Source organism: Cupriavidus lacunae (assembly GCF_003353055.1).
Classification (GTDB): domain Bacteria; phylum Pseudomonadota; class Gammaproteobacteria; order Burkholderiales; family Burkholderiaceae; genus Cupriavidus; species Cupriavidus lacunae.
Genome location: NZ_QKWJ01000062.1, coordinates 1 through 20,563, shown reverse-complemented (window position 1 = coordinate 20,563; position 20,563 = coordinate 1). Strand labels below are relative to the sequence as shown.

The window sequence follows — 20,563 nt, the reverse complement described above, 5'->3', positions numbered from 1 at the left end:
ACGTCAACCAGGACAAACTGAACCGGATCGCGACATGACGACCACAACCTCAGTCAGCAGCAATACCCAGAGTACGCAGGGCATCAACGATGCCCTCAAGAGCGGCAGCGCCAGCGCCGCCGACCTGCAGAACAACTTCCTCAAGATGCTTGTGACGCAGATGAACAACCAGGATCCGCTCAACCCGATGGACAACTCCCAGCTCACTTCGCAGCTGGCGCAGATCAGCACGGTGAGCAGCATGCAGACCATGAACGGCACGTTGACCCAATTGCTGGGCCAGGTGAGCGCCGGCCGCGCGATGAACTCCGCCGGGCTGATCGGGCATACGGTCATGGTGCCGGGCTCGCAGGTCTCGGTGAAGGACGGCGTTGCCAGCCAGATCGGCGTGGACATTCCTTCCACCGCCGACGCCGTGACGGTCAGCGTGGTCGACAAGGACGGCACCGTGGTGCGCACCATTGACATGAAGGGCCAGGTGGCCGGCGTGCACGACATTGCCTGGGACGGCAAGAACGACGCCGGCGTGGCCGTTGCCGACGGTGACTACACCTTCAAGGTCAACGCCACCGCCAACGGCACCTCGGTGCAGCCGGTTGCGCTGGTCTACGGCAAGGTGCAGAGCGTCAGCGGCGATACGAACGGCGTGCTGGTCGATATCGGCAACGGCCAGAGCGCGGGCGTGGACGACGTCCGCCGCATTCTCTAGCTACGTGGCCGGCTGACTTGGTGCCGGGCAGCAATCGGAATACTGGAAAAGAGGAGAAATCATGGGTTTCGGTCAAGGATTGAGCGGCATCGACGCCGCGGCGCAGAACCTGGACGTGATCGGCAACAATATCGCCAACGCCAATACGGTTGGCTTCAAGCAATCCACCGTGCAGTTCGCCGACGTCTTCGCCGGCGCACAAGTCGGCCTGGGTACGCGCGTCAGCAAGGTGGTACAGTCGTTCAACCAGGGCAATATCGAGTCGACCGGGCGCTCACTGGACGTGGCGATCACCAACGGCAGTGGCTTCTTTCGTCTTCAAGATGCTGCCGGCCAGGTGTACTACTCCCGCAACGGCCAGTTCCTGCGTACCGACGATGGCCACCTGACCAATGCCCAGGGCCTGCTGCTGACGGGCTATCCGAGCGGCGTATCCGCCGGCGCCGGCGTGCAGCCGCAACCGATGGTGGTTTCCAATGCGCAGATGGCGCCGAAGGCCACTACAAGTCTGTCGATCCAGCTCAACCTGGACTCGGGCACGAACGTGATCACCCCCACCACGTTCCCTGTCGCCAATGGCGTTCCGCCCGCATCGAGCTTCAACTACGCCAGCACGGTGCAGGTGTTCGACTCGCTGGGCAACGCGCAGCAGCTTACCGCTTACTTCGTGAAGCAGGCCGCGGTTGCCGGCCCGCCCCCGACCTCGCCATGGATGATGTCCGTGCGTGATGCGGCCGGCAACGAAGTCGCCAACAATATCGTGTCGTTCGATGCGACCGGCAAGCTGATTCCCGCAGGCGGCGCGAATGCCCCAGCGCTGGCGAGCGCGATCACCATTCCCGCCACCGGCGCGGGCGGCCTGAACAACGGCGCGGCAGCCCTGACCGCCACGATTGATCTGACCGGCTCCACACAGTACAGCGGGCCCAACGACCCCAAATCTGTCACGCAGAATGGCTACTCCACTGGCAGCCTGCTGGGCTTTGCAGTCCAGTCGGACGGCACGGTCCTCGCCAGCTACTCCAACCAACAGACTCAGTCGCTGGGCCAGGTCGTACTGGCCGGCTTCGGCAACGCCGAAGGCTTGAAATCCGCGGGCGACAACGTCTGGACCGCCACCGGCGCGTCCGGCACGGCGCTGCTCAATGCGCCGGGCGGCACCCTCGGCCAGCTCAAGTCGAATGCGGTGGAAAGTTCCAACGTGAACCTGTCGAGCGAACTCGTCAACCTGATCGTCGCCCAGCGCAACTACCAGGCGAATGCGCAGACCATCAAGGCGCAGGATCAGGTCATGCAGACGCTTATGAACATCTAGTGATGCACGGGATCTACCGCGCAGGCGTAGCAAAGGAAAGCGCATGGACCGCATGATCTACACCGCCCTCTCGGGCGCCAAGCAGATACTCGACCAGCAAGCGGCGGTATCGAACAACCTCGCCAATGTGTCGACGCCGGGATTCCGCGCGCAGATCAACCTGTACCGCGCGGTGCCGGTGACCGGCCAGGAGTCGCCCACGCGCGCTTTCACGCTGGCGTCCACGCCGGGCGCGGACATGCGTGCGGGCCCGCTGACCTACACCGGCCGCGCGCTGGACGTGGCCCTGCAGGGCAACGGCTGGCTGGTGGTGCAGGCGCCGGATGGCAGCGAAGCCTACACCCGCGCCGGCGCCTTGCAGGTGGCGCAGGACGGGCAGGTGCAGACCCTCTCCGGCCTGCCGGTGATGGGCGACGGCGGCCCGCTCTCGGTGCCGCCGGGTTCGCAGGTGACCATCGGCAGCGACGGCACCATCACCGCGCGCGGCCCGGGTGAAGCCTCTGCCGGCCTGGCCCAGGTGGGCAAGCTGCGCGTGGTGAATCCGCCCAACGACGCTATTGCGCGCGGCGATGACGGCCTGTTCCGGCTGCGCCCCGGCGCGCAGCCGCTGGCCGCCGATCCCACCGTTAGCGTGGTCTCGGCCGCGCTGGAAGGCAGCAACGTCAATCCGACCGAAGCCATGGTCGACATGATCGCCAATGCCCGCCGCTTCGAGATGCAGATGAAGATGATCCAGGGCACGGACGGCAACGAGCAGCGCGCCAACCAGCTGCTCTCGACCAACTGACCCGACTGAACGAACGAACTAGCAAGGACCACATGATCCGCTCTCTCTGGATTGCCAAGACCGGCCTCGATGCGCAGCAGACGCAGATGGACGTGATCTCGAACAACCTGGCCAACGTGTCGACCAACGGCTTCAAGCGCGGCCGCGCGGTGTTCGAGGAACTGATGTACCAGACCATCCGCCAGCCCGGCGCGCTGTCGTCGGACCAGACCACGCTGCCCTCCGGCATGCAGCTGGGCACCGGCGTTCGTCCCGTGGCCACCGAGCGCATCCATACCCAGGGCAACCCGCAGCAGACCGGCAATGCCAAGGACGTGGCCATCATCGGCCAGGGCTTCTTCCAGGTGGCGCTGCCCGACGGCACCACCGCCTACACCCGCGATGGCTCGTTCCAGGTCGACCAGAACGGCCAGCTGGTGACCTCCAGCGGCTTCGTGATCCAGCCCGCCATCACCATCCCGGCCAACACGCTGTCGATGACCGTCGGGCGCGACGGCACGGTATCGGTGACGCAGCCAGGCTCCAGCGCCAACGTGCAGGTGGGGCAACTGCAGCTGGCCACCTTCATGAACCCGGCCGGCCTGGAAAGCAAGGGCGAGAACCTGTACGTGCAGACCGATGCCTCGGGCGCGCCCAACACCAGCGTGCCGGGCCTGAACGGCGCGGGCATGGTGCAGCAGAACTACGTCGAGGCTTCCAACGTGAATGTCGTGGAAGAGCTGGTGAGCATGATCCAGACCCAGCGCGCCTACGAAATCAACAGCAAGGCAGTGCAGACCTCCGACCAGATGCTGCAACGCCTGTCGCAGATGGGATGAACGAAGTGAACATGGCCGCCTCGCTGTCCCGCTTCGGGGCGCTCGCGCTGCATTGCCTGGCTGGCCTTGCCGTGCTGGCCAGCGGCGGCTGCGCGCTGGTGCCGCGCGAGCCGCTGGTGCAACTGCCCACCACCGCGCGCGCGGAGCCGCGGCCGATGGGCCCGGCCTCGGGCTCGATCTACCAGTCGTCGTACGCCGGCAACCCGCTGTTCGAGGACCGGCGTCCGCGCAATGTGGGCGACATCCTGACGATCCTGATCACTGAGAACGTCAACGCCACCAAGAATTCCGGCACCAACACCAGCCGCACCGGCAACGCCGCGCTGGCGTTCGATGCCGTGCCGCGCGCGCTCGGTGGCCTGTTCGGCAGCAGCCAGAACGCCAACATCAACGGCGCCAACACCATGAAGGCCAGCGGCGGCGCCAGCGCGGCCAACACCTTCAACGGCACCATCACCGTCACGGTGCTGGAGGTGCTGACCAACGGCAACCTGGTGGTCTCCGGCGAAAAGCAGATGGCCATCAACCAGGGGGCCGAGTTCATCCGCTTCTCCGGCGTGGTCAACCCGCGCACGATCACCGGCGACAACGCCGTGCTGTCGACGCAGGTGGCCGACGCGCGCATCGAATACACCGCCAAGGGCGTGATCGACGAAGCGCAGAACATGGGCTGGCTGCAGCGCTTCTTCCTCAATGTTTCTCCGTTCTGACCGCGCCATGTCTGCTCCCATGCTCGCCCGTTTCCTGTCCCGCCTGCTGCGCCTGAGCGTGATCGGCCTGGCGCTTGGCGTGGCCTTTGGCGCCTTTGCCACCGTCGCCAAGGCCGAACGCCTGAAGAACCTGGCCACCTTCCAGGGCGTGCGCGAGAACCCGCTGGTGGGCTACGGCCTGGTGGTTGGCCTGGACAACACCGGCGACCAGACCATGCAGACGCCGTTCACCACGCAGAGCCTGACCAACATGCTCTCGCAACTGGGGATCACGCTGCCGGCCGGCAAGAACATGCAGCTCAAGAACGTGGCGGCGGTGATGGTGACCGCGTCGCTGCCCGCGTTCGCGCAACCCGGCAGCCAGCTCGACATCGTGGTCTCGTCGATGGGCAATGCCAAGAGCCTGCGCGGCGGCACGCTGCTGATGACCCCGCTCAAGGGTGCCGACGGCCAGGTCTACGCCATCGCCCAGGGCAATATGCTGGTGGGCGGCGCGGGCGCGTCGGCCAACGGCAGCAAGGTGCAGATCAACCAGCTGGCGGTGGGCCGCATTGCCAATGGCGCCATCGTGGAGCGCGCGGTGGCGCCGTTCCAGCCCGATGGCGGCGTGCTCAACCTGGAACTGAAGGACACGGACTTCGGCACCGCCGAGCGCGTGGTGGAGGCCATCAACCGCTCCATGGGCGGCGGCGTCGCGGCGGCGCTGGACGGCCGCGTGGTGCAGGTGCGCGCGCCGGCATCGGCGGCGGCGCGGGTGGGCTTCCTGGCTCGCATCGAGAATATCGACGTGACCCCGGCCAAGGCCGCCGCCAAGGTGATCCTGAACGCCCGCACCGGTTCCATCGTGATGAACCAGGCGGTGACCGTGGAAGACTGCGCGGTGGCGCACGGCAACCTGTCGGTGGTGATCAACACGCAACCCGTGATCAGCCAGCCCGCGCCGTTCAGCGGCGGGCAGACCGTGGTGGCGCCGGTGTCGCAGATCGACATGAAGCAGCAGGGCGGCTCGCTGCAGATCGTCAAGGCGGGCGCCTCGCTGGCCGCCGTGGTCAAGGGCCTGAACGCGCTGGGCGCCACCCCGGCCGACCTGCAGACCATCCTGGAAGCCATGCGCGCGGCCGGAGCGCTGCGCGCCGAGCTGGAAGTGATCTGAGCATGAACGCCGCACTACCGCCGCAAGGTGCCGACCTGACCCAGCGCTTTGCGCTGGACACGCAGGGCTTCGAGGCGCTCAAGCACAGCGCGCGCAGCGGCGCCGACGCCAATACGCTGCAGGCCGCCGCCAGGCAGTTCGAGGCGGTGTTCACGCAGATGGTGCTCAAGAGCATGCGCGATGCCACGCCGCAAGACGGCCTGTTCGACAATGAGCAGAGCAAGCTCTACATGTCGATGATGGACCAGCAGCTGGCGCAGCAGATGTCGTCGCGCGGGATCGGCCTGGCAGATGTCATGGTGCGCCAGCTGGCGCGCGCCACGGGCACGGCAATGCCGCCTGGCATGAATGCCATGAGCCCGGCCGAATCCGGCAAGGCCGCGGATGCCGAGATGGCAAGGCTGCTCGACAGCCGCGGTGCCGCTGCCACGCCTGCCGACGGCAGCGAGCTGGCCGACCTGGCCGCCATCGGCACCATGGTGCCGGGGCAGCACTGGAATCCCACTGCCGGCCTGCGGCAGTACCAGCCGCAGTCGTACGCGGACCGTGGTCAGGGTGACGACAGGCTGGGACGGTTGCCGGACGACGCACCGGCTCACGTCAGCGCCTTTGTCGCGCGCATGGCCGGGCCCGCTGAAGCCGCCGCGCGCGCCAGCGGCGTGCCGGCCCGGCTGATCGTCGGGCAGGCCGCGCTGGAGTCCGGCTGGGGCCAGCGCGAGATCGCGCACGCCGACGGCTCAACCACGTTCAACGTCTTCGGCATCAAGGCCGGCCCGAACTGGAAGGGCCGCGTCGCGGAGATCACCACCACCGAATACATCGACGGCCAGCCGCAGAAGGTGCGGGCGAAGTTCCGCGCCTATGGCTCGTACGACGAGGCCTGTGCCGACTATGCGCGCTTGCTGACGACCAACCCGCGCTATGCGGGCGTGGTCAGTGCGGCGTCCGCCGAAGAAGCGGCGCACGGCCTGCAGCGCGCGGGCTATGCGACCGATCCGGCATACGGGCACAAGCTGGTGAAGATCATGAAGAAGGTGGCGGCCTGAGGGCAGGGGTGTAGCCCTGGCGCCAGCCGTAGCTGACACCGCATGAACCCGGCACCCCTCTCCCGCCCGGCGGGAGAGGGGAGAAAACCGCCGCGCAGCGGGCGACAGTGCGTTTGAATCCATTTTCCGGCCTAAAGTCCCGCCCCCAATCAGCCGATATCTTCCACATCCACACCGCCGGCCCACGCCGCGGCAGTCCTACAAATCCGGGGTCAGAGCACCATGTCTCTCTTCAGTATTGGCCTTTCCGGCCTGAACACCGCGCAGAACGCGCTGACGACGACGGGCCACAACTTCGCCAATTCGGCGACCGAAGGCTATTCGCGCCAGAACACCATCGTGGCGTCGGCCGGCGGCCAGTACACCAGCCAGGGCTTCTTTGGCTACGGCTCGAACACGACCACGGTGATCCGCGTCTATGACGAGTTCCTGACTGGGCAGTTGCGTGGCGCGACCTCGGCCAGCTCGGCGCTGTCGACGTACTCCGACCAGATCAGCCAGATCGACAACCTGCTGGCCGACCAGAAGGGCGGGCTGGCGCCGCTGATGCAGAAGTTCTTTGCCGCCGTGCAGGCGGTTGCCGATACCCCGGCCGACCCGGCTGCGCGCCAGGGCATGCTGTCCGCCGGACAAGCGCTGGTGGGCCAGGTCCGTTCGGCCAGCAACTACTTCAAGCAGCTGCAATCGGGCGTCAATGAACAGGTCGGCACGGCCGTCACCCAGGTCAATGCCTATACCAAGCAGATCGCCAACCTGAACCAGGAAATCACCAAGCTCAAGGCCGCGTCGGGCGGCCAGCCGCCCAATGACCTGCTGGACCAGCGCGACCAGGCCGTGGCCGAGCTGACCAAGCTGGTGGGCGCCAAGGTGGTGGTGCAGGACGGCGGCACGTACAACGTGTTCGTCGGCAATGGCCAGCCGCTGGTGATGGGCAGCGACTCGTACGACCTGAAGGCCGTGCCCTCGGCCGCCGATCCGAACCGTACCGCGGTTGCCTACACGCTGGCCAACGGCGGCGTCTTCGAGAGCGAAGCCGGCGCCATCGCGGGCGGCTCGCTGGGCGGCCTGCTCCAGTTCCGCTCCGAGACGCTCGATGCCGCGCAAAGCGCGATCGGCCGGCTCTCGCTGGTGATCGGGCAGACCTTCAACGACCAGCACAAGCTGGGCGTGGACCTGAACGGCGCCATCGGCACCGACATGTTCCAGCTGGGCACCGCGACCGTGCTGCCCAATGCCAACAACAGCGTCAAGACCACGGTTGCGACCGCCAGCATCACCAATACGTCGGCGCTGACCACCAGCGATTATTCGCTGCACTTCGACGGCACCAACTACACGCTGACGCGCCTGTCCGACAACCAGCAGGTCACCGCCGCCGTGCCGGCTGCGGGCGCCACCTATCCGCTGAGCTTCAGCGCGGACGGCTTCAACGTGCAGATCAATGCCGCGATGGGCGCCAACGACTCGTTCATGATCCAGCCGACCCGCAATGCCGCGACCGGCTTCGACATGGCGATCTCCGATCCGGCCAAGGTGGCGGCGGCATCGCCGGCGCGCGCCGATGCCGCGGCTGCCAACACCGGCAGCGGCACGGCTTCGCTCAGCAAAGTTGCGCCAGGCTTCAGCCTGCCGGCAGGGAAGATCACGGCCAAGTACAACGGTGCGGGGTATGACTTCACCGATTCGACCGGCGCAGCGCTGGTGCCCGCGCCCGTGGGCGTGCCGAACGGCGGTAACACCGACTACACCATCAACGGCCTGACGTTCAGTTTCGGCGGCACGCCCAGTACGGGCGATTCGTTCACGCTGTCAAGCAATGCCGGTGCGGTCTCCAACAACGGCAATGCGCTGGCACTGGCCAAGCTGCAGACGGCCAAGACCATTGGCGGCGTGTCGAGCTACAGCGATGCCTATGCCCAGCTGGTGAACGATGTCGGCACCCGCGCCAAGTCAATCAAGATTGCCTCGACCTCGCAGGACAGCATCACCACGCAGATCAAGACCGCCCAGCAGTCGGTGTCTGGCGTAAACATGGATGAGGAAACGGTTTCCATGCTGAAGTTCCAGCAGCTCTACCAGGCCAATGCCCGCGTCATCCAGACCGCCACCACGCTGTTCGACACGATCATCGGCATCGGCAGGTAAGCGCCGCCAGCCAACAGAACTGAGAGGGAATACGAAATGCGCGTCGCAAGCTCAACCCTGTACCAGCAAGGCCTGGCCTCGATGAACCTCCAGCAGGGCTCCCTGCTGCACATCCAGCAACAGCTCGGCACGGGCCGCAGCATACTGACCCCGTCCGACGACCCGGTCGCCGCCACGCGCGCGCTGGGCGTTTCGCAGGCGCAGGCCGTCAACGGCCAGTACGCCACGTCGCGCAAGCAGACCAACAATGCGCTGTCCACCGAAGAAAACGCGCTGCAGTCCGTTACCACTGTCACGCAGAATATCCAGACGCTGCTGGTCCAGGCCGGCAACGGCACCATGAGCGACAGCGACCGCGCCTCGGTCGCCACCGCGCTGAAGGGCCTGTACGACCAGCTGCTGGGCCTGGCCAACTCCGACGACGGCAACGGCCAGTACCTGTTCGGCGGCACGCAGACCGGCTCGGCGCCTTTCTCGGAAAACGCGGGCGGTGTGTCTTACCTGGGCGATACCGGCCACCAGATGATGCAGGTGGACGTGTCCCGGCAAATGGCCGGCGGCGACAACGGCCGCGACATATTCCAGAGCGTGCAGAGCTCCTCGGGCTACGTGCTCAAGGGCAGCAGCACCAATACCGGCACCGCGACCTACGGCCAGGTATCGACAACCGATCCGACCGATCCGCTCTACGGCAAGCCGCTGAAGCTGACGTTCCAGGCCAATGGCGCCGGTACGATGCAGTACACCATCACCGACGAGAGCACCACGCCGGCAACGCCGGTCGGCGGTGCGGTCAACTTTGGCTCGCCATCGCAGATCCAGGTGGCGGGCGTCAGCTTTACGGTCAGCGGCACGCCCCAGAATGGCGACACCATCAGCGTCGAGCCGGCAAAGCAGGCCGGCACCGACATGTTCTCCAACCTGAAGTCGGTCATCAACGCACTCAATGCTCCGCTTGCCACCGACACCGATCGCGCCAACCTGAGCAACACCGTCGCCACCGGCATCCGCCAGTTCGCCAACTCGCTGGACAACGTGCTGACGGTACGCGCATCGGTCGGCTCGCGCATGCAGGAACTGGATTCGCTCAATACCGTCGGTACCAATCGTGACCTGACTTACTCGCAGACGCTTTCGGGCCTGCAGGACCTGGATTACGCTTCCGCGATTACCGATTACTACCAGCGGCAGACGGCGCTGCAAGGGGCGCAGCAGTCGTTTATGCAGATTCAGGGGCTGAATTTGTTTAAGTATTTGGGGTGATGCGCTTGGGTGATGGGCCATTCATGTGGCAATGAAAAATACATAACTGCGAAAGCCACAAATAAATAGCTGCCCAGCACAACTCAATCCGGCTGCATCCCTTGTCCAGCAAGGCTTGCAGCTATATTTTTGCGATGATGCGCACTGGACGTTCCGGAGCACCACCCGCGGTTTTTGGGTCGAAGATATTGGTTGGTGATTACTAACTTTATGGAGTGGCGGTCTCCGGAAGCTGGTATCAGCTAAACAGTACAAATAGTCGGTTTTAAATTTAGCAGTTTGGCTCGCGTGTAAATTCCTGACTTGCTTCGGGAAAGAGGTTGCTATACAGGTTATGAACCTGCCGCCAGCCGACTACCTCGACGCCCACGACCTTGCCGCCATCTTCAAGGTCACCCCGGTCACCATTCTTCGCCGCGCGAAAACCAAGTCGCATTCTTTGCCACCACCTGCGCATCTTGGCCCCAATTTTCCACTTCGCTGGCGCCAGGCGGACGTCGATTTCTGGCTAGCGCGGAATGCGCCTTAACTGCGTCGGCCGCGGCTTCCCGGCGTCGCTCCTGGCCCGCGGGCCGAAGCATCGTTGTACTGCAGTCGCCAGTCCTCAAAAGCCAGCGTGCAAGGGACGGGTCAGCAGCATCCTTGCCGAGCGGGTTGGCACGGAGCAAGCAGGCGACGGTGTCAACCACCGATTGCATCAGCATGCCCACGCTGGCGGGGCCAGAACTGCGGGGATGGCACATCGTCGACACGCCGTAGGCAGCGCCTCAACTCGCCAGCGTGCCCAAATTAATGGTCTGCGGATTGTCGGTAAAGACCCGCACCGGACGGTGGCGCTCCTTCACTGCGGCGTCGAGCCAGTTACCGACTCGTGCCCCAAGCGGGGCGTTGTCTATGGCGGTCGCTGGGCACGTGCCCGCTCGGATATCAATCAGCACATGCAGATAAGCTGGGGCGCGACCCGGCTGCGGCAGCCGGTTGGACAACACGAGCCACGTGCCGTCCCACCAGAGTTCGGGGAGCGCATCGGCAAGCGTCGCGTGAGCGGTTGCTGCGGTGGGCGTGCGACGGAGCATGGCAAGTCTCCAGGTCAGTGTGCGTGCCAAGTAAGTGCGGAGAGGCCGGTTATTATGCTACTGCGCCAACGGCCTCGTTAGCACAACCGTAGTCGAGCCAAATTGGTCAGCGAGAGTAGGAGACGTTATTGGAAACGAATGCTTCAGGCACCGTTGCCGGCATCGATATCGGAGGCGCAAGGAAGGGATGTCACCTTGTCATCTTGCGAGGCCGCGAGATTGACTGCGTCGGGAAGAGCAGCAATCCGGGCGACTTGTACCAGCAATGTCTTCGGCACAACGTTGCAGCCGTTGGCATCGACTCACCATGCCGCTGGAGTCTGGATGGGGCGGGGAGGCTTGCGGAAAAGGAACTCTCCAGAGAGAGAATATTCTGCTTTTCGACTCCGACACAGGAGCGAGCCCTGGCAAGCACCAGTGGATTCTATGGTTGGATGTTTAGCGGGGAGAGGGTCTTCCAGACTTTCGCCCCGAGTTACCCGCTGCTGACCGAGAAGCTCTACCTCGGAGGAAGGGTCACCTTCGAGACGTTCCCGCACGCTATTACTTGTTCGCTGCTCGGCAAAGAGGTCGCCTCTGCCAAGCTGAAGCGCGTTCAGCGACGCAAGTTGCTGGAAGATGCGGGCATCGATACCAGGTCTCTAACCTCTATTGATGCCGTGGATGCCGCGCTCTGCGCACTGACAGCACAGCTCTTGCTCCGGGGGAAAACGCGAGCCTACGGGGACGGTCCTGGCGGATACATCTTCGTACCCGATGCTGACATCTGGGAAATTCGCTCCCTCCTTTGAACTCCGCACCGCGGAACGCAGCCTCTACGGTACTGGGGTAATTCCAAGAGAAGTAAGTTTGTGCTCACATTTAGTTTGTTGTGCGGCAGCATGAGCCAGCCACGTACCCTAGACGCCTTTGGCGCGCGGCACCTTCCCCTACGCAACGGGGGAGGTTCGCAGGCCAGGAACGGAGATACTGAAGCCTCGGCGACACCAAGAAAACTTTTCCATCGAATGTGGGTTTCAGATTCCTCGGTTGATGAATAGATTTTCGTTCAGGGCGACGCATCGCCCGCACGAAAAACCAACGAAACAGTGAGGCAATCATGTCGACTACATCAAAACCGGCGAAAGTACGTGGTCGGACCGCAGGCAACAACCAAGGCGTCCAACGACAAGTCGGAAACCAAGCGAAGCCCAAAACGGTGCCGATGACTATTGAAGCCGCGAGCCGTATTTATAGGGCTACTGCACTGAAGAATGGCGGAAGAATCCCCGCCGGTAGGAACCATGTAATTCTCGGGTCGTTCATGCATGGATGGGAACGCATCAGAGATGCTGCGGCCAGGAGTCGCAGGGTGCCAATAAACCACCGCATAGTCCTGACGTCTCGGGACTTCTAGTTAGAGGAACGAGAGCGTAGGCAGCAGCGACCCCGCGCAAAACGCATCAGAGCGGATTCTCAACGCTCACCGGCTCCGCACGGTACACCGACCAGAAGTAGTGGGAGTGCCGGTGGTGCCGGGCTCGCATTTTCTCTGCGAAGAAGCGAACTCTTCCTGCAGGTCCTGCATCCATTTCAATCTCTTGATGGCGCGCCAGCGTTGATGCCGCAGGTGGCAGGAGGCCCAGAGCGGCCGAAACGTACTGTCCCGGGATACGGGCGAGGATGCCGTTAGCCCCAAGCACTGGGGGCTCGTTGAGGCTGTCTCCTCGGAGATGGCACTTCGAAGCCCTGTGGCTGTTACCCATGATTCGATTCCTCAATCGGCGCTGCCTCGGCTGGTCGGGCCGCCGTGGGCAACTGAGTGCCGACGACTCTCCTTAGTGCGACTGCACGACATGGCACGAGGGCGCGCATGCCCTATACCCGGCTAGGGCCTACCCGCACACCCTGCTTATCGCGCTGGATGAGCGGCAGATGTCCATACGCCCGCATTCGCACCACGTCTTGCCGTGTCGAAGCAGGGGCAAGCAGGCAAGCCAGCGCCGCAGACTCGATGGCGAACGAGCCACACGACGGGCAGGTGTATTTGAACCCGCGTAGCGGGGACGACCGTATCCGTTCGGCGGCCGCGCCGCACAACGGGCAATTCGCAGGTTCTGGAAGCATGGCCTGTTTACAGATACTGTATGAATATACAGTGTAGCCGAGCCTTGGCCAAAGGAAAGGGCCCGTAGAAACCTGGCGAGCCCTCGCTGAGCCGACCAGCGCCCCCTAGCCGCCGCGACCCGACCCAACATGGTCACGACAACCATTTACGCTTCTGGCTGTGATTTCGAGGTGCTATTTTGAGCACAATGGTGGAGGCCTATCATCCAGATGCTGCTGACGTTCCTGCCGGCGAAATTGTCGGCCTCAGAGGCCTAACCCATTGATTTTCAGGAATTGGCCGTTCAAAAGCGAAAACATCAAAACTAACGGCCAATCAGATACTAGGCACATCAACTCCGAAAGGAAGGGCCTATGACTTCGGTGGACATTCTTGCCTTAATCCTCGCAGGGGGCGGCCTGTACGCTGCGAACCATGCCTTGAAGCGCATCTCCGAGCTAGAAAGGCGTATCAAGGGGCTGGAAGCAGAGGCTAAGCAGCTTATGAGGGAGGGCAAGCCCACTGCTTCCGACGCGGAAGTGGGTGGCCCGGTTACCGTTCTTGACTCGCTGGCCCCAGAAGCCGCGAAGTACACGTCACCAACCGAGGACATGAGACCCGCGCGGCCAACTCCCCCAGTGCCCGTAGTCGAGCGACCGGTACCCACTCTCTCCGTACCCGCCGAGCCATCCGCCTTTAGCCAGGTCACAAACTCTGTCGCCAACCTTGTGAAGCGCAACCCATTTGCGTTTCTTGGCGTTTTACTGGTGTTGGTAAGCGTCGGGTTTCTGTTCTCCTGGCTTGCTGCCAACAACGTTCTCCCGCCGGCAGTGCGCATCGTTCTGGTCGCGATGGCCGGTCTTGCCGTTTTCTTGGGAACGTTGCGCTTTGCCGACGAGCGAAGTGCGATGGCTTCCATCCTTCAAGGTGGTGCACTGGCTGTTCAGTATGTGTGCGTGCTCTGGGCCTATCAAGGCTACGAGCTGGTCTCTACTGCTACAGCCTTTACTTTGCTAGGCGTCGTTTCAATAGCAGCGTTTGGATGGGCGATATGGCGAAGAGAGGGACTCTTCGCGTTCATGGGACTCGCGGGCGGATTGCTGACCCCAGTGATTGCCTCAGCTGGAGGCTCATTTGACGGTCTGGCACTTTACACTCTTGGTGTCAGCCTGCTAAGCCTGGGAGCAGCGTTGAGACTTGATATGCCCTCCTTGGCCAGCGCTTCGCTAGGTGGGGTTGCTCTCTTGCTGGGGAGCGCCTGGACTCTTCAGAGCGACTCAAGTATTGCCGCCGCAGGCGGCTTGCTTTCGCTCATTACCGTCTACAGTGCAACGGGGCTGTATTGGGCGGCAGCTCGAAGGGCGCGGCCGCTTCCTCAGCTGGCTTCAATTGTTGGCCTGCTGACATTTGCGCCTGTAGCCATGGACATTTTTTTGCATCAAAAAGCAGGCTTCTCGAGGTCATTTTGTGCGGTGACCTTGATTCCTGTTGTCGTGGTCTACCTTGTTACCTGGTGGTTTGCCCGAGGCCGCCAGATGCGAACTTGGCTACTGGTCATTGCCGCTGTACTTGGTCTTGTCAGCATCGGTATCGGGTTGGAAGGCGCAACCCGGGCATTGGCGCTGTCGGTTTCCGCAATGGCATTGGTCATGCTTGCTTGGTCCACAGAGAACATCTGGGCAGAGCGAGTAGCCTTTGTCTACTGGGCCCTGGCGTCTTTGGCGAGCTTCATTACTATGACGGAAGTTAATCGGTTGCCTTTGGCGCTGGCTGGGATAGTTGCTCTGCTCGCAGGCTTCTTTGCAAAGGGCTCTCTGGTTCGAGCCAAAGCCTACGTGGTATTTGCGCCGCTGTTGCTATGCTATGCCTCGCTCGGAGATTTGGTTCATCAGCCGGTGCACCCCACCTGGTGGTTCCTCGGGTGGGCCTTGGTAAGTACTGCGATTGGGCGTCAGCTGAACTGGAATGAGCTTCGCTGGAGCGCTCTCTGGGTGGTGGTGGCGGGGTTTAACCTGTGGGTGTCCGAGCTACCGAAAGACGCGCCTGCATTCTTGGCAAGGCGGGAGTTGGTTCTGGTCGCATGTTTGGCTGCTAGTGCGTACCTCGTATCGACTACCTTGGGGGTGGTATCAAAGACCGAGCCGAAGGCTGCATTGCTCAGAGGGCCGGCATCCCTTTTGTTGCCGGTAGTGGCGTCGGTCGAATTGCTGCGAGTGGTGCGCCTGTTCTCCATGTCGCTCAGTCTGCAAGTCACCGCCATCGGCCTGCTCTGGGCGGGCTGGGCCGTATGCGCCTGCGCCTTGACCAAGAGGCAAGGCACCGACTATCGGGCTGATGAGGCAGGGATTTTTTCCGGCTGTTTGCTACTGCTGTCGACAATGGTCGGCCAGTTCAATGGCGTAGCTGAATTGCTGAAATGGCTATCGGTTGCGATGCTGCTTCTGGTTGCTCGCAACGTTGGCAGCAAGTGGGGTGCGGCTTTCCGGGCCGGCGTGTATGGACTGAGCGGCGCGCTACTTATCGGAACCGCGCTGCAGCTAATTGGTCTCGCGTATCAGTTGGATAAGGGGGCTATCTGGCTGTTGCTGGAAAGGGCGATGCAGCCTTGGGTTTCCATACTTTGGGCGGCTGGCGGTATTGCTACTGTCGTGTATGCCACTAAGGCTCGGAATCGAGGTCTGTGGTCTGCAGGGGGTACCGCAATCGTGCTTCTGATTGGCAAGATGCTGTTTCTTGACCTGTCGACTTTCTCGCTGGTGTCCAAAGTTCTCGTGTTTCTGGTGACCGGCGTAGCCTTTATTGGGTTGGGCTACCTGTCCCCACGACCGCCTGAAGAGTAGCCACGACCGTTACGGGTAACCTGAATAACCCCGACTCTCGCTACCCGTTCCGAAATGGGGTTGGTGGCTCACCGGCGGGCGTTGCCACATCAGCTTCGGCGCACAGTTGGGGGTTACCTCCAGTCGGGGTGGAACCGTGTGCAGTGCTAGGGGGAGGCGGGCCTCAGACGACGGGTTAGTCTGCCCACTCTGCATCCACCTCTCTCATCAAGTGCCCTGCCAGGATGTAGTCCCCAACCTTGGCCGCCTTTGCCTCCAACAGCTCCAGTTCACCTGCCGACAATGCACTTAGTTCGAACTGACAGTACAGATTGCGCTGACGGAACGTTATCTTTGGTCGCGACAAGCCCGCAACCAATGCCGCCACCGACTTGACGGCAATATTCTCGTGGCTGCGATACTCGACGCGTATCCCTGTCTTCTGCCCCCGCCGGCCGAGCTCGATAGCGTCCTGCCACCCTGACTCGTAGTCCAAATCCAGCGCGGTTATCCCCCTGGTGTCAAGAAGGCGCAGCGCTTCCGTCTTGCTCCTGGCGCATGCTGTTGTCACGGTGCTTCCTCCCTCACTTCATGTTGCGCGCGCCCGCCTTTGTTGCGGTGCGGCGATGCACACACCCTAACCGCTGCCGCACGCTTGCGCAATCGCGGCTTCGCTACAGGGGAACAAGTGCTTGGAGAAAGATTGCTAGGCGGGCCGGAGGGCCCGCCGGTGTCAGCTGTGCAAGGCTTGACGATGACAATTAAACGTCAGCATGTCTTAGCTGAGCGTCATTCCGCTATTGGGACACTGGGAAGAAAGTCCACGCCAGTTCGTTTGACAAGCTCACGATACGTAATGGGCTGTCCAGCGTGCGCTGAATCTGAATTCTCAATCCAATGCGCCCAAGCGCGATGGGTTGTCGAGTCATACACAAGCTTGAACAGGTATTGCGGCACCCACACTTGGTCCGGTCCGATGGTGGTTGGAGCGGCAGCCCCGAACACCGGCCCGGTGATGACGTACACATCCCCCTTGGCGCGCCGAACGTATTTGCGCGTTGATTTCTCGATGCCTGCCCAGCTCTTCCTATTATTCTGTGGGGCCTGGGGCACCATATTGGCCAGCGAGAAGCTCTGCGCCATGGCCGTGGCATTCGGCATATCTCCAGCGGGCGCCATGTGGCCTCGGTCATAGCCGGAGCTCTTGTAGTCATCGAGCTCAGCGCGTTCTGCCCGGGGTAGTCGAGCATCAGCGAAGAAGCGGTTTGTCCGTTCTTCATCCTGCGCGTCAGCGACTTGCTCTGCATTCAGTCGCTCGGCGACATAGACTGGTGTCTTCGTCGTGCCGGAATGCAATACGGCAAACGAATCAAAACACAGGGCGCGCGGCTTAAGGTTTTGGCTTCGGACCTGCGGGATAGCCCCTTGTGCAAAGAACTGCGGGCAACGGTCAAAGTCCGTTGCTGCTTGAACCGGGGCGGTGAAGCTAAGGCAAATGGCGGCGGCTGCGGCCAGCCGTGAAACAAGATGCATTGATTCCTTCCTTTGGCTGTCTATCCCTTCCTGATTGCGAGGAAGGGGCCGGAAGGATAGCACTCACAAAGGGATAATTCAGCAGCTACCTAATCTCTCACGGATAGGTTCGACTCGCAAAGTCAGTGAAAACTCAGAAGAGTGCTGTACGATATGAGTCACCAACAAAGAAAAGGATATTTTAAATGGCCACATACAAACAACTGATTGCAGAGAAGGAAGCGCTCGAAGCCCAATTGGCCGAGGTTCGCGCGACAGAAATCGCTGGCGTCATCGAGAAAATTCAAGGCCTGATGGCTGAGTATGAGCTCACCGTGGACGACATTGCCGCGAAGCGCCGCCGTGGCCGTCCTGCTGGCGATGGCAAGGCCAAGGCTGCGACGAAAGCAAAGTCCGAACTGCCGCCAAAATACTTGGACCCGAAGACTGGTGCGACTTGGTCGGGACGCGGGCGCGCGCCGGCGTGGCTCGGCAAGAATCGGACGAAATTTTTGATTCCAGAAGCCTGAGTGGGAGTGTACGGCCGCGTGCGGAGGAATTTGGGGGCTAGTCGACGGGATGCTTCGAGCGTCGATTAAAACCAAACCTCCGCACGAAATCAGCAGACAGACTTACCTCTTCGGGCAATTCGAGCTCAGGGGGTGAGAAATCATCGCCCCCTGCAGCGATAAGCACAGCCTTTGTACAGCCTTCCGCTCGGGCTCGCGTTAGAGCAGTGCCAACAAGGTGGGTGGTGATGTGTTGGCCATGATGTTCAGGAGTCACGGCCACAGACCGCACAACAACGGTTTCGTCGTATTGCTCTGTACAAGCACATCCTACCACCTGCTCGCCCAATACCGCGACTTGAAAGAAGTGTGATGAATCGCCGACGAAATCAGTTGGCAAGCCACAGCTATCTAAAATATCAACGATTGAAGGCCAATCAGCCGCCTTTGCTGCCCGAACCTGCACGCTCATTACCATCGCAGCATCTCCCCGTGTTACGTGCGAGCTGAAGACGGGAGCGCAGCAATTTGAGTCACTAAGTTTGCAGCTGCTACGGTCCGTTGAGCTCAGCCAATGGGGTGCCAGCGAGCCGGTGCTGTTCTCCACCTGCTTCAGAATTGGCACGCTCCTGTGTCGCCGCTTCTTGCTCTTGAACGCTGCAGCTATTAGTTCGATAAGGCTATCACTGCAGGGTGTCGCATTTTGTAAGTGATTGTAAGTCGCTCTGCTTGACGGAACTCGGAGCAAGAAAGTTCTTTGCAATCTGGAAGCGCATCTATATTTTTCCAACCTGGGGGACTCTCTTCGTCGCGGTCGAGACGCCGGTAGTGAGGCGCAGCGGCCGAGGCGAAAGCCTCTCCCCCCGTCTAATAACTAGCTTTGCACGTCGTCCTGTTTGGCCCGCAGGGAAGCCGAGCAGTGAAAGGCGGGTGGGGCAAGCGACTGCGTCTGTCGAGACATTTATGCAGCCTGAGCAATCCTCTCCGCAAAATGACTTTCTCAGCAGAGCGCGCAAGGAGCGGAAGCCTGTTGAGGTGTACCTGGTCAATGGCGTCAGACTGAGCGGGTCAATCGTGTCGTTCGACCAGTTCGTAGTGATACTAAGCGCGCCCAGCGGCGCACAGGCCATTTACAAGAGCGCGATATCCACGATTCAATTACAGGGGCAGGTGCGTGAGTCGTCGGGCTCCGGGACGCGTACCGCCCAAGACAAGACCCCAGACAATGAGTCTGCGACGCCTCGCGTGGTCACGCGAAAGCGTCGTCCTGCGAATGGCAATGGAGGAGAGTAGTATCCTGCAGCGCCATTTCTTCGACAGGCGAGTAGAGAATCGTGTCAGCCAACGCGGAAGTCTTGTGGCGTCGGGCGCGGCTGCGCGGAATGTTTGCTGTGGCGCTCGTTTCTACAATCCGCTAGCCGTGAGGCCGAGCCGCTGCGTTTTTCCGGGGCGCATAATGGCAACGCGCGGCGACCTGGGGCCGTCGGCAGTTGCAGGCAGGGTGGATGCCGCGCGGTGGTGATTCGACTACTGGCACGTGCCAGACGAAGAACTGGTCGCTTCGGGCATAGCTGGTCCCGATTCGGCCATGCCACCAAAGAAGCGAAACGCTCCCTTTCCTGCTGCCTTTGCTGAATACAGAGCCGTGTCGGACCGCTTAATCAACCGCTCGAATGAGTCGCCGTCGGCGGCGAGCGCAATCCCGATGCTGATGCCGATGCGTACTGTACCGCCGGTTGACAGCAAATAAGGCTCGGAAATCTGGTGGATAATCTGCCGGGCAAGCTCGGAGCAAGCGGCAGGCGAGGCGTCTTCCACGACAACCGCGAATTCATCACCTCCCAGGCGTGCTGCCAACTCGCCTCGCTGCAGCATCTTTGCCAATCGGTTCGCAGCGCTTACCAGGACTTCGTCGCCGGCATAATGCCCGAACTTGTCGTTCACCGGTTTGAAGCCGTCGAGGTCGAGATACATCACTGCCAAGGCTGAACCATGCCCTTTCGCACGCTTGGCCAGCATCCGTTCCAGCCTATCGCGCAGCTCGCGTCGATTTGGCAATCTATCTGCGATGCGAGTTGCGGTAGCCCCAGCACTAGCGTCGTTGGAAGCAAAAAATTGCAGTGATTACGGACGCCGAGCTGACCAGCGGAAGTAAGGCTATCCAAGACGTGCATGCGAAGATTCGGCGGATGGAGGACATTTCAGGGCTCCGTCGACTAGCTGTGCGCAGGTGAGTGCCAATGTCTAGCTGGAAAACTTGGCGCTAAGTCGGCATCGACGTCGCCGAGCACCGAACGCAAAGCCACGCTGGCTTCGAAGCCGGTGACGACATTGCCTCTGAATACCAAGATGCGGGTCACAATGGCGGAAAGCGCAGCAAACGAAAAGCCCTTCACAATGGCGGAGGGCTTTCTTGTTTGCTGCAGAGGTGCGCTGCGGGAGTTAAAGCTTGCGAATCTGCGATGCTTGCGGCCCTTTAGGGCCTTGCCGGACTAAAGTGGACCCCTCGGTCAAGACAGATTTCAACCGAGTTTAAGCTGCATCCATTTCTTCACATGCAGCGGAACAGCGCTGCCCTGATTTTGCGCGGGGAGAATCCCCTGCGCAGCGTAGCG

The 20,563-nt window shown here is 61.9% G+C and carries 18 protein-coding genes and 1 pseudogene; 14 read left to right on the top strand and 5 right to left on the bottom strand.

Annotated elements, in window-relative coordinates:
• The first annotated feature begins 34 nt into the window (after positions 1-34).
• The 10 genes from DN412_RS31270 (at position 35) to DN412_RS31225 (ending at position 10,475) form a co-directional block, all read left to right on the top strand.
• Positions 35-709: a flagellar hook assembly protein FlgD gene (locus DN412_RS31270; protein ID WP_115215121.1), complete on the top strand. Its 675-nt coding sequence runs from the start codon at positions 35-37 to the stop codon at positions 707-709.
• A gap of 61 nt (positions 710-770) precedes the next feature.
• Positions 771-2,024 carry a flagellar hook protein FlgE gene (flgE, locus tag DN412_RS31265; RefSeq protein WP_115215120.1) on the top strand — a complete coding sequence of 418 codons (1,254 nt, stop codon included), beginning with the start codon at positions 771-773 and terminating at the stop codon, positions 2,022-2,024.
• 43 nt (positions 2,025-2,067) lie between these two features.
• Entirely contained in the window at positions 2,068-2,811 is a 744-nt protein-coding gene (gene flgF, locus DN412_RS31260; RefSeq protein WP_115215119.1) for a flagellar basal-body rod protein FlgF, read from the top strand.
• A gap of 32 nt (positions 2,812-2,843) precedes the next feature.
• The gene (gene flgG, locus DN412_RS31255) at positions 2,844-3,629 is read left to right on the top strand and encodes a flagellar basal-body rod protein FlgG (protein ID WP_115215118.1); all 786 of its coding nucleotides are present in this window, start codon (positions 2,844-2,846) and stop codon (positions 3,627-3,629) included.
• 5 nt (positions 3,630-3,634) lie between these two features.
• Positions 3,635-4,339 carry a flagellar basal body L-ring protein FlgH gene (flgH, locus tag DN412_RS31250; RefSeq protein WP_425267458.1) on the top strand — a complete coding sequence of 235 codons (705 nt, stop codon included), beginning with the start codon at positions 3,635-3,637 and terminating at the stop codon, positions 4,337-4,339.
• Complete coding sequence (locus tag DN412_RS31245; protein WP_115215117.1) at positions 4,323-5,492, top strand: flagellar basal body P-ring protein FlgI; 1,170 nt, start codon at positions 4,323-4,325, stop codon at positions 5,490-5,492. The genes flgH and DN412_RS31245 overlap by 17 nt, the downstream gene beginning before the upstream one ends.
• A 2-nt stretch (positions 5,493-5,494) precedes the next feature.
• Positions 5,495-6,538, top strand: coding sequence for a flagellar assembly peptidoglycan hydrolase FlgJ (gene flgJ, locus DN412_RS31240; RefSeq protein ID WP_115215116.1), 1,044 nt, complete (start codon positions 5,495-5,497; stop codon positions 6,536-6,538).
• Positions 6,539-6,760: 222 nt separating this feature from the next.
• On the top strand, positions 6,761-8,683 hold the full coding sequence (flgK, locus tag DN412_RS31235) for a flagellar hook-associated protein FlgK (protein WP_115215115.1): 1,923 nt from the start codon (positions 6,761-6,763) through the stop codon (positions 8,681-8,683).
• Between the two features lie 36 nt (positions 8,684-8,719).
• Entirely contained in the window at positions 8,720-9,946 is a 1,227-nt protein-coding gene (gene flgL, locus DN412_RS31230) for a flagellar hook-associated protein FlgL (protein WP_115215114.1), read from the top strand.
• Positions 9,947-10,280: 334 nt separating this feature from the next.
• The gene (locus DN412_RS31225) at positions 10,281-10,475 is read left to right on the top strand and encodes a helix-turn-helix transcriptional regulator (RefSeq protein ID WP_115215113.1); all 195 of its coding nucleotides are present in this window, start codon (positions 10,281-10,283) and stop codon (positions 10,473-10,475) included.
• A gap of 238 nt (positions 10,476-10,713) precedes the next feature.
• On the opposite strand, the gene DN412_RS31220 is transcribed toward DN412_RS31225, so the two are convergent.
• Complete coding sequence (locus DN412_RS31220) at positions 10,714-11,022, bottom strand: hypothetical protein (protein WP_115215112.1); 309 nt, start codon at positions 11,020-11,022, stop codon at positions 10,714-10,716.
• Positions 11,023-11,150: 128 nt separating this feature from the next.
• Between DN412_RS31220 and DN412_RS31215 the strand changes: the two genes are divergently transcribed.
• Entirely contained in the window at positions 11,151-11,813 is a 663-nt protein-coding gene (locus tag DN412_RS31215) for a DUF429 domain-containing protein (protein WP_115215111.1), read from the top strand.
• 1,669 nt (positions 11,814-13,482) lie between these two features.
• A complete protein-coding gene (locus DN412_RS31195; RefSeq protein WP_115215107.1) occupies positions 13,483-15,948 on the top strand; it encodes a DUF2339 domain-containing protein in 2,466 nt (821 codons plus the stop codon).
• 175 nt (positions 15,949-16,123) lie between these two features.
• Here DN412_RS31195 and DN412_RS31190 read toward each other — a convergent pair whose 3' ends face one another.
• Together DN412_RS31190 and DN412_RS31185 are read right to left on the bottom strand one after the other, a co-directional pair.
• The gene (locus tag DN412_RS31190) at positions 16,124-16,498 is read right to left on the bottom strand and encodes a PHA-granule associated protein 4 (protein WP_115215106.1); all 375 of its coding nucleotides are present in this window, start codon (positions 16,496-16,498) and stop codon (positions 16,124-16,126) included.
• A gap of 218 nt (positions 16,499-16,716) precedes the next feature.
• On the bottom strand, positions 16,717-17,460 hold the full coding sequence (locus DN412_RS31185) for a DNA/RNA non-specific endonuclease (protein WP_115215105.1): 744 nt from the start codon (positions 17,458-17,460) through the stop codon (positions 16,717-16,719).
• A gap of 185 nt (positions 17,461-17,645) precedes the next feature.
• Between DN412_RS31185 and DN412_RS31180 the strand changes: the two genes are divergently transcribed.
• Positions 17,646-17,969, top strand: a complete 324-nt coding sequence (locus DN412_RS31180; RefSeq protein WP_115215104.1) for an H-NS histone family protein — start codon at positions 17,646-17,648, stop codon at positions 17,967-17,969.
• A gap of 37 nt (positions 17,970-18,006) precedes the next feature.
• Here DN412_RS31180 and DN412_RS31175 read toward each other — a convergent pair whose 3' ends face one another.
• Positions 18,007-18,426 (bottom strand): GNAT family N-acetyltransferase, encoded by a 420-nt coding sequence (locus DN412_RS31175; RefSeq protein WP_115215103.1) that lies wholly within the window; start codon positions 18,424-18,426, stop codon positions 18,007-18,009.
• Between the two features lie 485 nt (positions 18,427-18,911).
• Here DN412_RS31175 and hfq point away from each other — a divergent pair.
• A pseudogene (gene hfq, locus DN412_RS44825) lies at positions 18,912-19,116 on the top strand (RNA chaperone Hfq); the annotation flags it as partial.
• 359 nt (positions 19,117-19,475) lie between these two features.
• On the opposite strand, the gene DN412_RS31165 reads toward hfq, so the two are convergent.
• Positions 19,476-20,006: a GGDEF domain-containing protein gene (locus DN412_RS31165; RefSeq protein ID WP_244222845.1), complete on the bottom strand. Its 531-nt coding sequence runs from the start codon at positions 20,004-20,006 to the stop codon at positions 19,476-19,478.
• Positions 20,007-20,563 lie beyond the last annotated feature (557 nt).

Bases quoted from the DNA above. Each gene is read 5' to 3' on its own strand.
- DN412_RS31270 (WP_115215121.1), top strand. From the start codon at position 35: ATGACGACCACAACCTCAGTCAGCAGCAATACCCAGAGTACGCAGGGC.
- flgE (WP_115215120.1), top strand. From the start codon at position 771: ATGGGTTTCGGTCAAGGATTGAGCGGCATCGACGCCGCGGCGCAGAAC.
- flgF (WP_115215119.1), top strand. From the start codon at position 2,068: ATGGACCGCATGATCTACACCGCCCTCTCGGGCGCCAAGCAGATACTC.
- flgG (WP_115215118.1), top strand. From the start codon at position 2,844: ATGATCCGCTCTCTCTGGATTGCCAAGACCGGCCTCGATGCGCAGCAG.
- DN412_RS31245 (WP_115215117.1), top strand. From the start codon at position 4,323: ATGTTTCTCCGTTCTGACCGCGCCATGTCTGCTCCCATGCTCGCCCGT.
- flgJ (WP_115215116.1), top strand. From the start codon at position 5,495: ATGAACGCCGCACTACCGCCGCAAGGTGCCGACCTGACCCAGCGCTTT.
- flgK (WP_115215115.1), top strand. From the start codon at position 6,761: ATGTCTCTCTTCAGTATTGGCCTTTCCGGCCTGAACACCGCGCAGAAC.
- flgL (WP_115215114.1), top strand. From the start codon at position 8,720: ATGCGCGTCGCAAGCTCAACCCTGTACCAGCAAGGCCTGGCCTCGATG.
- DN412_RS31225 (WP_115215113.1), top strand. From the start codon at position 10,281: ATGAACCTGCCGCCAGCCGACTACCTCGACGCCCACGACCTTGCCGCC.
- DN412_RS31220 (WP_115215112.1), bottom strand. From the start codon at position 11,022: ATGCTCCGTCGCACGCCCACCGCAGCAACCGCTCACGCGACGCTTGCC.
- DN412_RS31195 (WP_115215107.1), top strand. From the start codon at position 13,483: ATGACTTCGGTGGACATTCTTGCCTTAATCCTCGCAGGGGGCGGCCTG.
- DN412_RS31185 (WP_115215105.1), bottom strand. From the start codon at position 17,460: ATGCATCTTGTTTCACGGCTGGCCGCAGCCGCCGCCATTTGCCTTAGC.
- DN412_RS31180 (WP_115215104.1), top strand. From the start codon at position 17,646: ATGGCCACATACAAACAACTGATTGCAGAGAAGGAAGCGCTCGAAGCC.
- DN412_RS31175 (WP_115215103.1), bottom strand. From the start codon at position 18,426: ATGGTAATGAGCGTGCAGGTTCGGGCAGCAAAGGCGGCTGATTGGCCT.